Raw genomic sequence first — 12,800 nt, 5'->3', positions numbered from 1 at the left:
CGGACAGGCCCTGGACGTCCTAGGCGTCCCTGCGGACCTCCACCACCCGGAAGCGGTTGGCGACGAACGCGCCGTCGGTCAGGGCCGCGTTGGCCGCCGGGTTGCCGCCCGAGCCGTGGAAGTCGGAGAACGCGGCCGTCTGGTTGACGTAGACGCCGCCGGTGAGGTTGAGGGACAGCTGGGCGGCCTCTTCCAGGCAGACCTCCTCGATCGCCCGCTCGACCTCCGCGTCGGTGGTGTACGCGCCGACCGTCATCGCGCCCTTCTCCCGCACCGTGCGGCGCAGCAGGGCGACCGCGTCGGCCGCGGAGTCGACGGCGACGGCGAAGGAGACCGGGCCGAAGCACTCGCCCATGTAGGCGGCCTCGTCGTCCGCCCCGTCCCAGTACTTGCGCGCCCCGTCGAGCTTGACGACCACCGGGGTGCGCACGATCGCGTCCGGGAACTCCGGGTTGCCCACCTCGCGGGAGGCGAGGGCGACCTCGCCGAGACCCGCGGCGGCCTCCAACCGGGCCTTCACGTCCGGGTTGACGATCGCGCCGAGCAGCGCGTTCGCGCGCGCGTCGTCGCCGAGGAGGCCGTCGACCGAGCGGGCGAGGTCGGCGACGACCTCGTCGAAGGTCTTGGCGCCCTCGTCGGTGCGGATGCCGTCGCGCGGGATCAGCAGGTTCTGCGGGGTCGTGCACATCTGGCCGCTGTACAGGGAGAGCGAGAACGCCAGGTTGGCGAGCATGCCCTTGTAGTTCGCCGTGGACTCCACGATCACCGTGTTGACGCCGGCCTTCTCGGTGTAGACCTGCGCCTGGCGGGCGTTGGCCTCCAGCCAGTCGCCGAAGGCGGTCGAGCCGGTGTAGTCGACGATCCTGATCTCGGGGCGGGTGGCCAGGGTCTTGGCGATGCCCTCGCCGGGGCGTTCGGCGGCCAGTGCGACGAGGTTCGGGTCGAAGCCGGCCTCGGCGAGCACCTCGCGGGCGACCCCCACGGTCAGTGCGAGCGGCAGCACCGCGCGCGGGTGGGGCTTGACCAGGACGGCGTTGCCGGTGGCCAGGGAGGCGAACAGGCCCGGATAGCCGTTCCACGTCGGGAAGGTGTTGCAGCCGATGAGCAGGGCGATACCGCGCGGGACCGCGGTGAAGGTCTTCGTCATCGCGAGCGGGTCGCGCTTGCCCTGGGGCTTGCTCCACTCCGCCGTGCCGGGCGTGCGGACCTGCTCCGCGTACGCGTACGCCACCGCTTCCAGGCCGCGGTCCTGCGCGTGCGGGCCGCCCGCCTGGAACGCCATCATGAAGGCCTGGCCGGAGGTGTGCATGACCGCGTGCGCGAACTCGTGCGTCCGGTCGCTGATCCGCTTGAGGATCTCCAGGCAGACCACCGCGCGCAGTTCCGCTCCCGCGTCCCGCCAGGCGCCCTGTCCGGCCCGCATGGCGGGCAGCAGCGTGTCCACGTCCGCGTGCGGGTAGGTCACGCCCAGTTCGACGCCGTACGGCGAGACCTCGCCGCCCACCCAGTCGTCGGTGCCGGGCTGGCCGAGGTCGAGGCGGGTGTGCAGGACGGCGTCGAAGGCGGCCTTGCCGGCCGCGGCGTCGAGGCTGCCGTTCTCCCCGTAGGCCTTGGGGTGTTCCGGGTGCGGGGACCAGTACGCGCGGGTACGGATCGCTTCCAGGGCCTGATCGAGGGTGGGCCGGTGCTGGGCGATCAGAGCGTGCGCGGTCGGTTCGGCGGCGGCCATGCGGGACCAACTCCTCGTCTTGAGAACTCTCCGTCGAGCTCATGACCTGGCGGAAACCTGGGCAGGAACAGCCAGTCAGGGTTAGAGTAACCGAACGATCGGTCGGGACAAGGGGGCCTGCCGCATCTGTGGAAAACCTCGTGCGGGAGGATCGCGCACATGACAGCACTCGACCTCAGCAGCCCCGTGGCCGTCGTCGGCACCGGCACCATGGGCCAGGGCATTGCCCAGGTCGCGCTCGTCGCCGGTCACCCCGTGTGGCTGTACGACGCCGTGCCGGGCCGCGCCCGTGAGGCGGCCGCCGCGATCGGCGCCCGCCTGGACCGGCTCGTCGAGAAGGACCGCCTCGCCGCCGGCGACCGGGACGAGGCACGGGCCCGTCTGCGGCCCGCGGAGAGCCTCACCGACCTCGCCGACTGCTCCCTGGTCGTCGAGGCCGTCGTGGAGCTCCTGGAGGCCAAGCAGGAGCTGTTCCGGCAGCTGGAGGACGTCGTCGGCGAGGACTGTCTGCTCGCCACCAACACCTCCTCCCTGTCGGTGACCGCCGTCGGGGGCGCCCTGCGCAACCCCGGCCGCCTGGTGGGCCTGCACTTCTTCAACCCCGCGCCGCTGCTGCCCCTGGTCGAGGTCGTCTCCGGGTACGCCACCGACGTCACGTCGGCCACGCGCGCGTACGAGACCGCCCGCTCCTGGGGCAAGACGCCGGTCGCCTGCGCCGACACCCCCGGCTTCATCGTCAACCGCATCGCGCGGCCCTTCTACGCCGAGGCGTTCGCCGTCTACGAGGCGCAGGGCGCCGACCCGGCCACCATCGACGCGATCCTGCGCGAGTCGGGCGGGTTCAAGATGGGCGCCTTCGAGCTGACCGACCTGATCGGACAGGACGTCAACGAGTCGGTCACGCACTCCGTGTGGCGGTCCTTCTTCCACGACGTGCGCTTCACGCCCTCCCTCGCCCAGCGGCGCCTGGTCGAGTCGGGCCGCCTCGGCCGCAAGACCGGCCAGGGCTGGTACGACTACTCGGGCGGGGCCGCCGGGTCGGCCGAACCGCACACCGCGGAGAAGGCCCAGCCGCCCGCGTACGTCGTCGCCGAGGGCAATCTGGGCCCCGCCTCCGAACTGCTCGCGCTGATCCGCGAGGCGGGCATCCAGGTCCGCGAGGAGGAGGAGGACCACGGCACCCGCCTGGTGCTGCCCGGCGACGGCCAGCTCGCCCTCGCCGACGGGCAGACGTCCGTGGAGTTCCGGGACGTCGTCTACTTCGACCTCGCCCTGGACTACCGCAAGGCCACCCGCATCGCCCTGTCCGCCTCCCAGGACACCTCCACCCAGACGATGTCCGAGGCGATCGGCCTGTTCCAGGCGCTCGGCAAGGACGTCAGCGTCATCGGCGACGTCCCGGGCATGATCGTCGCCCGTACGGTCGCGCGGATCGTCGACCTCGCGCACGACGCCGTGGCCAAGGGCGTGGCCACCGAGGAGGACATCGACACCGCGATGCGCCTGGGCGTCAACTACCCCCTCGGCCCCTTCGAGTGGAGCCGCAGGCTGGGCCGCACCTGGGCCTGCTCCCTCCTGGACGACCTGCACGAGCGCGACCCCTCCGGCCGCTACGCGCCGTCCCTCGCGCTGTACCGCCACTCCTATGCCACCGAGAAGCGGGAGGGCGCGTCGTGACGACCGCCAAGCGCGACACGTACACCCCGGAGACCCTGCTCTCCGTCGCCGTCCAGGTCTTCAACGAGCGTGGCTACGACGGCACCTCCATGGAGCACCTCTCCAAGGCGGCCGGCATCTCCAAGTCGTCGATCTACCACCATGTGGCCGGCAAGGAGGAACTGCTGCGGCGGGCCGTCAGCCGAGCCCTGGACGGCCTCTTCGGGATCCTCGAGGAGGAGCACGCGCGTGTGGGGCACCCCTCGGAGCGCCTGGAGTACGTCGTGCGACGCATGGTCGAGGTGCTCATCGGCGAACTGCCGTACGTGACGCTGCTGCTGCGCGTGCGCGGCAACACCGGCACCGAGCGGTGGGCCCTGGAGCGGCGCCGCGACTTCGACCACCGGGTCGCCGAGCTGCTGAGGGCGGCCGCCGCCGACGGGGACGTACGGGGTGACATGGAGGTGCGGCTCGCCACCCGGCTGGTCTTCGGGATGATCAACTCGATCGTCGAGTGGTACCGGCCGGGCGGCCGGGGAATGGTCGAGAGCGAGGTCGCCGACGCGGTGGTGCGCCTGGTCTTCGAAGGGCTGCGCACGGCCCCGTAGGGCTCATCCCTGCGGCTCTCACCCTGCGGCTCTCACCCTGCGGCTCTCACCCCTGCGGCTCCAGATCCTCCTCCTCGAACACCAGCAGCGTGCGCGTGCTGAGCACCTCGGGGATCAACTGGAGCCGGGTGAGCACCACCTCGCGCAGCGCCCTGTTGTCCGGCGTGTGCACCAGGAGCAGCACGTCGAAATCGCCTCCCACGAGGGCGATGTGGGAGGCGCCGGGCAGCAGCCGCAGCTGCTCGCGCACCGTCCGCCAGGAGTTCTGCACGATCTTCAGCGTGATGTAGGCGCTCGTGCCCTGCCCGGCGCGCTCGTGGTCGACGCGGGCGCCGAAACCGCGGATGACGCCGTCCTCGATGAGCCGGTTGATCCGCGCGTAGGCGTTGGCGCGCGAGACGTGGACCCGCTCGGCGACCGACCGTATCGACGCGCGGCCGTCCGCCTGGAGTATCTGGAGGATGTCCTGATCGATGGCGTCCAGCGGACGCGGCGGCGGCAGCGGGGCGCCGCCCGGTGACGGGGCACTGCTCGGCGACAGGACACCGGTCGGCGGCGGAGGGTTGCCCGGAGGCGGCGCGCTGCCGTTCTCCGGCCCTTCGGCCATTTGTTCAGGTGCCATGTCCCCCTGCCTCCCTGCCATGGACGTAGTGCACCCATCTCAGGTTGTGGAGAACCGTTTGTCCACAGCCTGAGGGGCCCTGTAGCCAAAATGTGCCGACGACCGAACAATCGGTAGGTGAGGCGCATCACAACCGACGCGTCTCCCGTAGCCACTCCTACGAGGAGGTGCCGTCATGACGGTCATGGAGCAGCGGGGCGCCTACCGGCCTACCCCGCCGCCGGCCTGGCAGCCCCGTACCGACCCCGCGCCGCTGCTGCCCGACGCGGAGCCGTACCGCGTCCTCGGCACCGACGCGGCCGCGCAGGCCGACCCGGAGCTGCTGCGCCGGCTCTACGCCGAGCTGGTGCGCGGCCGCCGTTACAACGTCCAGGCCACCGCCCTCACCAAGCAGGGCAGACTCGCGGTCTACCCGTCCAGCACCGGCCAGGAGGCCTGCGAGGTCGCCGCCGCGCTCGCCCTCCAGGAGCGGGACTGGCTCTTCCCCAGCTACCGCGACACCCTCGCCGTCGTCGCGCGCGGCGTGGACCCCGTGGAGGCCCTCACCCTGCTCCGCGGCGACTGGCACACCGGCTACGACCCCTACGAGCACCGTGTCGCGCCGCTGTCCACCCCGCTCGCCACCCAGCTTCCGCACGCCGTGGGCCTCGCGCACGCCGCCCGCCTCAAGGGCGACGACGTGGTCGCGCTCGCCCTGGTCGGCGACGGCGGCACCAGCGAGGGCGACTTCCACGAGGCGCTGAACTTCGCCGCCGTCTGGCAGGCCCCGGTCGTCTTCCTCGTGCAGAACAACGGCTTCGCGATCTCCGTACCGCTCGCCAAGCAGACCGCCGCCCCGTCGCTGGCCCACAAGGCCGTCGGATACGGCATGCCGGGCCGCCTGGTCGACGGCAACGACGCGGCCGCCGTGCACGAGGTGCTGACCGACGCCGTACGCCGCGCGCGTGAGGGCGGCGGCCCCACTCTCGTGGAGGCGGTGACCTACCGCATCGAGGCCCACACCAACGCCGACGACGCCACCCGCTACCGCGGCGACGCCGAGGTCGAGACCTGGCGCGAACACGACCCGATCCAGCTGCTGGAGCGCGAACTGACCGCGCGCGGGCTGCTCGACGAGGACGCGAAGCAGTCCGCGCGGGACGCCGCCGAGACCATGGCCGCCGACCTGCGCGCCCGCATGAACCAGGACGCGGTCCTCGACCCCATGGACCTGTTCGCCCACGTGTACGCCGAACCCACCCCCCAACTGCGGGAACAGCGGGACCTGCTGCGGGCGGAGCTCGAAGCCGAGCACGCCGACCAGGAGGGTACGCACCGATGACCACCGTCGCCCTCAAGCCCGCCACCATGGCGCAGGCCCTCACCCGCGCGCTGCGCGACGCGATGGCCGCCGACCCGTCCGTGCACGTCCTGGGCGAGGACGTGGGCACCCTCGGCGGTGTCTTCCGGGTCACCGACGGGCTCGCCAAGGAGTTCGGCGAAGACCGTTGCACGGACACGCCGCTTGCCGAGGCGGGCATCCTCGGAACCGCCGTCGGCATGGCGATGTACGGACTGCGGCCGGTCGTGGAGATGCAGTTCGACGCCTTCGCCTACCCGGCGTTCGAGCAGCTCATCAGCCATGTCGCCCGGATGCGCAACCGCACCCGCGGCCGCATGCCGCTGCCGATCACCATCCGCGTGCCCTACGGCGGCGGCATCGGCGGCGTCGAGCACCACAGCGACTCCTCCGAGGCGTACTACATGGCGACCCCGGGCCTCCATGTCGTCACGCCCGCCACGGTCGCCGACGCCTACGGTCTGCTGCGCGCCGCCATCGCCTCCGACGACCCGGTCGTCGTCCTCGAACCCAAGCGTCTGTACTGGTCCAAGGACTCCTGGAACCCGGAGGAACCGCAGACTGTCGAACCGATCGGCCGCGCGGTGGTGCGGCGCCCAGGCCGGAGCGCCACGCTGATCACCTACGGTCCTTCGGTGCCGGTCTGCCTCGAAGCCGCCGAGGCCGCGCGCGCCGAGGGCTGGGACCTCGAGGTCGTCGACCTGCGCTCCCTGGTGCCGTTCGACGACGAGACGGTCTGCGCCTCGGTGCGCCGGACCGGCCGCGCGGTCGTCGTGCACGAGTCGGGCTCCTTCGGCGGGCCGGGCGGCGAGATCGCGGCCCGCGTCACGGAGCGCTGCTTCCACCACCTGGAGGCACCGGTGCTGCGCGTCGCCGGTTTCGACCTTCCGTACCCGCCGCCGATGCTGGAGCGCCACCACCTGCCCGGCGTCGACCGCATCCTGGACGCCGTGGCGCGGTTGCAGTGGGAGGCGGACAACTGATGGCACAGGTGCTGGAGTTCAAGCTTCCCGACCTCGGGGAGGGACTCACCGAGGCGGAGATCGTCCGCTGGCTGGTCCAGGTCGGCGATGTCGTCGCCGTCGACCAGCCGGTCGTCGAGGTCGAGACGGCCAAGGCGATGGTCGAGGTGCCCTGCCCCTACGGCGGTGTGGTCACCGCGCGCTTCGGCGAAGAGGGCACCGAACTGCCCGTCGGCTCCCCGCTGATCACGGTCGCGGTCGGTGCGCCGGCCTCCGCCGGCCCGGAGGCCGCCACCGAGGGCACCGAGGGGTCGGGCAACGTCCTCGTCGGTTACGGCACCTCCGAGGCGCCCGCGCGCAGGCGCCGGATCCGGTCGGTGCGTCCGGAAGCGCCCGCTTCCGTGACCGTCGCCGCCCCTCTCCCGGCCGCCCCGGTTCCTCCGGGTGTCCCGGCCGGTCTTCCGGGTGTGTCGGCCGGAAGGTCCGACGGCCCCGTCCCCGTGATCTCCCCCCTGGTGCGCAGACTCGCCCGGGAGAACAACCTGGACCTGCGGGAGCTCACGGGCTCCGGGCCCGAGGGGCTCATCCTGCGGGCGGACGTGGAGAACGCGCTGCGGGGGTCCGCCCCCCGGGAACGGGCGGCGGAGCCGTCGCCCGTGTCCTCCGTCCCCCGGGAACGGGCGGCGGAGCCGTCGCCCGTGTCCTCCGCCCCCTCCGGAAGCCGCCGCGTCCCGCTCAAGGGCGTCCGGGGTGCCGTCGCCGACAAGCTCTCCCGCAGCCGCCGCGAGATCCCCGACGCCACCTGCTGGGTGGACGTTGACGCGACGGAGCTGATGCGGGCCCGGGCGGCGATGAACGCGTCCGGCGGCCCGAAGATCTCCCTTCTCGCGCTGCTCGCCCGGATCTGCACCGCGGGGCTGGCCCGCTTCCCGGAGCTCAACTCCACCGTCGACCCGGCGGCCCGGGAGATCGTCCAGTTCGACCATGTCCACCTCGGCTTCGCCGCGCAGACCGAGCGGGGACTCGTCGTGCCCGTCGTCCGCGACGCGCACGCCCGGGACGCCGAGGGACTCACCGCGGAGTTCGCCCGGCTCACCGAGGCGGGCCGGGACGGCCGTCTCACCCCCGCCGACCTGACCGGCGGCACCTTCACCCTGAACAACTACGGGGTGTTCGGAGTCGACGGCTCCACGCCGATCATCAACCACCCCGAGGCGGCCATGCTCGGTGTCGGACGCATCATCCCCAAGCCGTGGGTGCACGAGGGTGAGCTGGCCGTGCGCCAGGTCGTCCAGCTCTCGCTCACCTTCGACCACCGGGTGTGCGACGGCGGAACGGCGGGTGGCTTCCTGCGCTACGTGGCGGACTGCGTGGAGCAGCCGGCGGTGCTGTTGCGCACCCTGTGATGGCGGGCGGGCCCCGGTGATTCGCGCGTTTCCCGTGATCCTGCGGGCCCGTATCCCCGGGGCGGCCCGCATACTCGGGGGGTGACCTCGAACGAGCCCGCCCACGACGCCGTCGTGCTCGCCGGTGGCGGCGCCCGCCGGCTCGGCGGCGCCGACAAGCCGGCGGTACGGGTGGGTGGGCGCGCGCTGCTCGACCGGGTGCTCGGCGCCTGCGCCGACGCGCGCACCACCGTCGTCGTCGCCGATCCCCGCCCCACCGCGCGGCCCGTGCGCTGGGCACGCGAGGATCCGCCCGGCGCGGGCCCCGTCGCCGCGCTCGACGCCGGGCTGCGCCACACCGCGGCGGACGACGTCCTCGTCCTCTCCGCCGATCTGCCCTTCCTCGCGCCGGACACCGTACGGCGACTGCTCGCCGCCCTGCGCGCGGGCGCGGCCGAGGGCGTGCTGCTCACCGACGCCGACGGCCGTGACCAGCCGCTCGTCGCCGCGTACCGCACCGCCGCCCTGCGCCGCGAACTGGCGGTGCTCACCGCCGGCGAAGGCGGCCTCACCGGACTGCCGCTGCGCCGGCTGACCGCCGGACTCGACCTCGCCCGCGTCCCCGACCCGGTCGCGTCGTTCGACTGCGACACCTGGGACGACATCGCCGCCGCCAGGGCACGTATCAGGGAGCATGACCACGTGTTGGATGAATGGATTTCCGCAGTCAAGGACGAGCTGGGCATCGACCTCGACGTCGACACCGGCGCCCTCCTCGATCTCGCCCGTGACGCCGCCCACGGGGTGGCCCGGCCCGCGGCCCCGCTGACCACCTTCCTGGTCGGCTACGCCGCCGCGCAGGCCCAGGGCGGCCCCGAAGCCGTCGCCGAGGCCGCCCGCAAGGCCGCCGCGCTCGCGCTGCGCTGGGCGGAGGAGGCCGAACAGGAGAAAGCGGGGCAGGCGATCGCCGAGCAGGGGATCGCCGGCCGGCAGAAAGCCGGGCAGCAGAAGGACGACAAGCCCGGCGGCTCCGGACCGGACGCCGGATGACCGCCCGCGGTACCCGGCAGGGCCTCGACGCCGAGGACCTCGACGTCGAGGAGGCACTCGCCCTCGTGAAGGACGGCAACGGCACCGCCCGCCCGGCCGGCGGCCACAGCCCCGCGCAGCGCGGAGGCGGCGGCGACGGCCCGCGGACCCCCTCCTCCCCGGCCCAGAGCCCGGAGAGCGGTCACCGGGCCGACACTGCCGAGCACCGCCACCGGGCGGCCTCCTGGCCCGAGGCCCGGACGATCGCCGCCCGCGCCGCCCGGTCCGGTGCCGCCCGTCTCGCCCCCGTCTCCGTGACCCTCGGCGACGCCCTCGGCCTCGTTCTGGCCGCCCCGCTGACGGCCCTCACCGACCTGCCCTCCTTCGACACCTCGGCGATGGACGGCTGGGCGGTCGCGGGCCCCGGCCCCTGGCACGTGCGGGAAGAGGGCGTACTGGCCGGCAGCTCGGCGCCCGCGCCCCTGGCCGACGGCGAGGCCGTGGGGATCGCCACCGGCGCCCGGATCCCCCCGGACACCACCGCGGTGCTGCGCAGCGAACACGGCCGGACCGACGACAACGGCCGACTGCACCCGACCCGCGAGATGCAGCACGGCCAGGACATCCGTCCACGGGGTCAGGAATGCCGCAGCGGGGATCAGCTGCTGCGGGCCGGGGCCGTGGTGACCCCGGCCGTCCTCGGCCTCGCCGCGGCCGCCGGGTACGACACGCTGGCCGCCGTCCCCCGGCCCCGGGTCGAGGTTCTCGTCCTGGGCGACGAACTGCTCACCGAGGGCCGCCCGCACGACGGCCTCATCCGGGACGCGCTCGGTCCGATGCTGCCTCCGTGGCTACGGGCGCTGGGCGCCGAGGTCACCTCCGTACGCCGGCTCGGTGACGACGCGAAGGCCCTGCACAAGGCCATCGCCGGATCAGGTGCCGATCTCGTCGTCACCACCGGGGGCACCGCTTCGGGGCCCGTCGACCATGTGCACCCCACCCTGCGACGGCTCGACGCCGAACTCCTCGTCGACGGCGTCGAGGTGCGCCCCGGTCACCCGATGCTGCTGGCCCGCCTGAAGGAGGACCAGCATCTCGTCGGCCTGCCCGGCAACCCTCTCGCGGCCGTCTCCGGCCTGCTCACGCTCGCCGAGCCGCTGCTGCGCGCCCTCGCCGCCCGGCCGGCTCCCGAGCCGTACGCGCTGCCGCTGCGGCAATCGGTGCACGGGCACCCGCACGACACCCGGCTCATCCCGGTCGTCCTGCGGGGCGACCATGCCGTACCGCTGCACTACAACGGCCCGGCCATGCTGCGGGGGATCGCGGCGGCCGATGCCCTCGCCGTCGTGCCGCCGGGCGGTGCCCGCGCGGGTCAGGAGACCGAGCTTCTCGACCTGCCAGGGGCGACGGCCGGGATCGACGCCTGTTTCACGTGAAACAGCCCCGGTTCCCCCGTGTTTCACGTGAAACGCTCCCGGCTCGCTTCAGCCCGCCTCCGTTCGCCCCCGGTTTCACGTGAAACAACGTCATGCCTGCTCAGGCGCCGGGACGGCCCGGCTGACCGTGATCACGCGGTCCCCCGGCTGGAGTCGGGTGAGCCGGGGGTCGGTGTAGTCCAGCAGTTCCTTGCCCCGGACGACGGCCACGACCAGGTCCGCGCAGCTGCGGGGCGCCGCGCCGACCTCCTCCTTGCCGACGGGCCGCTCGATGAGGTCCAGGCCGTTGCCGAGGGTCATCAGGCTCTCCAGGGTCCTGGCCACGGTCGGGCTGACCATCGAGACACCGAGCAGCCGGCCGGCGGAGCTGGAGCTGGTGATCACGGTGTCCGCGCCGCTCTGCTTGAGCAGCGGCACGTTCTCGTCCTCCCGGGCGGCCACGACGATCGTCGCGCGCCGGTTCAGCTGCCGGGCGGTGAGGGTGACCAGGGCGGCCGTGTCGTCGCGTTGCGGGGCGACGATCACCCGGGAGGCGGTCTGGACCTCGGCCTTGAGGAGCGTCTCCGATCGGGTGGCGTCCCCGGTCACCGACACCAGGCCGTCGTCTCCTGCGGCGAGCGCGGCCTTGCGCTGGGCGTCCACGATGACGATCCGGTCCTTGGCGATGCCCTGCCCGACGAGGGTCTCCACCGCGTGGCGGCCCTTCGTGCCGTATCCGACGACCACGATGTGATGGCTGGTGCGGGCCCGCCAGCGGTGGACGCGGACCTGCTGCCGGGTGCGTTCGGTGAGCACTTCCAGGGTGGTGCCGACCAGGATGATCAGGAACAGCACGCGCAGCGGCGTGATGACGAGGATGTTGATGAGCCGGGCCGATTCGCTGACCGGGGTGATGTCGCCGTAGCCGGTGGTGGAGAGGGTGACGGTGGCGTAGTAGGCGGCGTCGAGGAGGGTGACGGAGCCGTCCGAGTTGTCGTTGTAGCCGTCGCGGTCGGCGTAGACGATCAGTGTGGTGACGGCCAGTACCAGCAGGCCCATGGCGAGGCGGCGGAGTACCTGCAGCAGCGGAGGGACGGCGATGCGCATGGGCATCGTGATGGAACGGCCCGCTTCGGCGTCGTCCCGGGCTTCCGTGCGTGAGCGGTACCAGAGGGACCGGAAGAGGGAGAGCCTGGCCGGACCGGCCGACCGTCGTTCGTGGTCCTTCATCGTGTGCCCCCTGTGACGGTGATCCGATCGGTGGGCACCATGGTTCCCGGCGGGCTCCCGCCCGTCATGAAGCAACACGTGTCCATGAGTCCACAGATGTCCATGATCCCGGAGGTCCCCTTGCGCGACCACACTGTCGTCGTCGGCTTCGGAACGAAGGGGCGGTCCGCGATCCGGACGGCCTGTGCGGCGGGCCTGCGCAGGGAACAGGTCGTGGTGATCGATCCCAGCGCGAAGGTGATCGACGCGGCGACGGCCGAGGGCTACGAGGGCGTGGTCGGGGACGCCACCCGCAGCGATGTGCTGCGGCGGGCCGAGGTGCAGCGGGCGGGACGGATCGTCATCGCGACCCAGCGGGACGACACGGCCGTCCTCGTGGCGCTGACGGCCCGCCAGCTCAATCCCAGGGCGAAGATCGTGGCGGCGGTCCGTGAGGAGGAGAACGCCCCGCTGCTCAGGCAGTCGGGCGCCGACGAGGTCATCACCAGCGCCGGTGCGGCCGGCCGGCTCCTCGGCCTGTCGGTGCTCAGTCCGGCGGCGGGCAGGGTCATGGAGGACCTCATCCAGCAGGGCGACGGGCTGGACCTCGTCGAACGGCCCGTGACCAAGGCCGAGGCGGGCCGCGGACCGCGTGAGACGGACGACCTGGTGGTGAGTGTCGTCCGCGGGCACCGCATCCTCGCCTACGACGACCCGGCGATCGGGATGCTGGAGCCGACGGACCGGGTGGTCACGATCGTGCGGGTGGGCCCGAGCCACAGCAGGGCCCCGCTCGGGACCCCCGGCATGCCCGGGGTCCCGCCGCTGCCGCCGGCCTGAGGGGGC

Annotated in this window: 10 protein-coding genes and 1 pseudogene; 8 read left to right on the top strand and 3 right to left on the bottom strand. The window is 73.0% G+C overall.

Features of this window, described 5'->3' with window-relative positions; translation table 11 throughout:
* Positions 1 to 19: 19 nt before the first annotated feature.
* Positions 20 to 1,729 carry a phenylacetic acid degradation protein PaaN gene (gene paaN, locus ASD48_RS37030; RefSeq protein WP_057606271.1) on the bottom strand — a complete coding sequence of 570 codons (1,710 nt, stop codon included), beginning with the start codon at positions 1,727 to 1,729 and terminating at the stop codon, positions 20 to 22.
* 159 nt (positions 1,730 to 1,888) lie between these two features.
* On the opposite strand from paaN, the gene ASD48_RS37025 reads away from it, so the two are divergent.
* Both ASD48_RS37025 and ASD48_RS37020 read left to right on the top strand, forming a co-directional pair.
* Complete coding sequence (locus tag ASD48_RS37025; RefSeq protein ID WP_057606270.1) at positions 1,889 to 3,406, top strand: 3-hydroxyacyl-CoA dehydrogenase; 1,518 nt, start codon at positions 1,889 to 1,891, stop codon at positions 3,404 to 3,406.
* Positions 3,403 to 3,993 (top strand): TetR/AcrR family transcriptional regulator, encoded by a 591-nt coding sequence (locus tag ASD48_RS37020; RefSeq protein WP_057606269.1) that lies wholly within the window; start codon positions 3,403 to 3,405, stop codon positions 3,991 to 3,993. The genes ASD48_RS37025 and ASD48_RS37020 overlap by 4 nt, the downstream gene beginning before the upstream one ends.
* A 46-nt stretch (positions 3,994 to 4,039) precedes the next feature.
* Here the strand turns inward: ASD48_RS37020 and ASD48_RS37015 are convergent, their stop codons facing one another.
* On the bottom strand, positions 4,040 to 4,615 hold the full coding sequence (locus tag ASD48_RS37015) for an Lrp/AsnC family transcriptional regulator (RefSeq protein ID WP_242432843.1): 576 nt from the start codon (positions 4,613 to 4,615) through the stop codon (positions 4,040 to 4,042).
* Between the two features lie 175 nt (positions 4,616 to 4,790).
* Here ASD48_RS37015 and pdhA point away from each other — a divergent pair, with 175 nt between their 5' ends.
* The 5 genes from pdhA to ASD48_RS36990 all read left to right on the top strand — a co-directional run bounded on the left by pdhA (position 4,791) and on the right by ASD48_RS36990 (position 10,766).
* The gene (gene pdhA, locus ASD48_RS37010; protein WP_057606268.1) at positions 4,791 to 5,936 is read left to right on the top strand and encodes a pyruvate dehydrogenase (acetyl-transferring) E1 component subunit alpha; all 1,146 of its coding nucleotides are present in this window, start codon (positions 4,791 to 4,793) and stop codon (positions 5,934 to 5,936) included.
* Entirely contained in the window at positions 5,933 to 6,937 is a 1,005-nt protein-coding gene (locus ASD48_RS37005) for an alpha-ketoacid dehydrogenase subunit beta (RefSeq protein ID WP_057606267.1), read from the top strand. The genes pdhA and ASD48_RS37005 overlap by 4 nt, the downstream gene beginning before the upstream one ends.
* Complete coding sequence (locus ASD48_RS37000) at positions 6,937 to 8,322, top strand: dihydrolipoamide acetyltransferase family protein (RefSeq protein ID WP_057606265.1); 1,386 nt, start codon at positions 6,937 to 6,939, stop codon at positions 8,320 to 8,322. Before ASD48_RS37005 ends, ASD48_RS37000 begins: the two co-directional genes overlap by 1 nt.
* An 81-nt stretch (positions 8,323 to 8,403) precedes the next feature.
* Positions 8,404 to 9,351 carry an NTP transferase domain-containing protein gene (locus ASD48_RS36995; protein WP_057606263.1) on the top strand — a complete coding sequence of 316 codons (948 nt, stop codon included), beginning with the start codon at positions 8,404 to 8,406 and terminating at the stop codon, positions 9,349 to 9,351.
* The gene (locus ASD48_RS36990) at positions 9,348 to 10,766 is read left to right on the top strand and encodes a molybdopterin molybdotransferase MoeA (protein ID WP_057606262.1); all 1,419 of its coding nucleotides are present in this window, start codon (positions 9,348 to 9,350) and stop codon (positions 10,764 to 10,766) included. The genes ASD48_RS36995 and ASD48_RS36990 overlap by 4 nt, the downstream gene beginning before the upstream one ends.
* Before the next feature lie 90 nt (positions 10,767 to 10,856).
* Here ASD48_RS36990 and ASD48_RS36985 read toward each other — a convergent pair whose 3' ends face one another.
* Complete coding sequence (locus tag ASD48_RS36985; protein ID WP_057606259.1) at positions 10,857 to 11,975, bottom strand: potassium channel protein; 1,119 nt, start codon at positions 11,973 to 11,975, stop codon at positions 10,857 to 10,859.
* Between the two features lie 120 nt (positions 11,976 to 12,095).
* Here ASD48_RS36985 and ASD48_RS36980 point away from each other — a divergent pair.
* Positions 12,096 to 12,794: pseudogene (locus tag ASD48_RS36980) on the top strand (NAD-binding protein); the annotation flags it as partial.
* Positions 12,795 to 12,800: the final 6 nt, after the last annotated feature.

The sequence above is a fragment of the Streptomyces sp. Root1310 genome (assembly GCF_001426425.1).
Classification (GTDB): domain Bacteria; phylum Actinomycetota; class Actinomycetes; order Streptomycetales; family Streptomycetaceae; genus Streptomyces.
Note: the sequence above shows the minus strand (reverse complement) of the source record. Positions and strands in the feature narration are given on the sequence as shown.

What these genes read in the sequence shown, in the direction of transcription:
- paaN (WP_057606271.1), bottom strand. Translation starts at nt 1,729, where the DNA reads ATGGCCGCCGCCGAACCGACCGCGCACGCTCTGATCGCCCAGCACCGG.
- ASD48_RS37025 (WP_057606270.1), top strand. Translation starts at nt 1,889, where the DNA reads ATGACAGCACTCGACCTCAGCAGCCCCGTGGCCGTCGTCGGCACCGGC.
- ASD48_RS37015 (WP_242432843.1), bottom strand. Translation starts at nt 4,615, where the DNA reads ATGGCACCTGAACAAATGGCCGAAGGGCCGGAGAACGGCAGCGCGCCG.
- pdhA (WP_057606268.1), top strand. Translation starts at nt 4,791, where the DNA reads ATGACGGTCATGGAGCAGCGGGGCGCCTACCGGCCTACCCCGCCGCCG.
- ASD48_RS37005 (WP_057606267.1), top strand. Translation starts at nt 5,933, where the DNA reads ATGACCACCGTCGCCCTCAAGCCCGCCACCATGGCGCAGGCCCTCACC.
- ASD48_RS37000 (WP_057606265.1), top strand. Translation starts at nt 6,937, where the DNA reads ATGGCACAGGTGCTGGAGTTCAAGCTTCCCGACCTCGGGGAGGGACTC.
- ASD48_RS36990 (WP_057606262.1), top strand. Translation starts at nt 9,348, where the DNA reads ATGACCGCCCGCGGTACCCGGCAGGGCCTCGACGCCGAGGACCTCGAC.
- ASD48_RS36985 (WP_057606259.1), bottom strand. Translation starts at nt 11,975, where the DNA reads ATGAAGGACCACGAACGACGGTCGGCCGGTCCGGCCAGGCTCTCCCTC.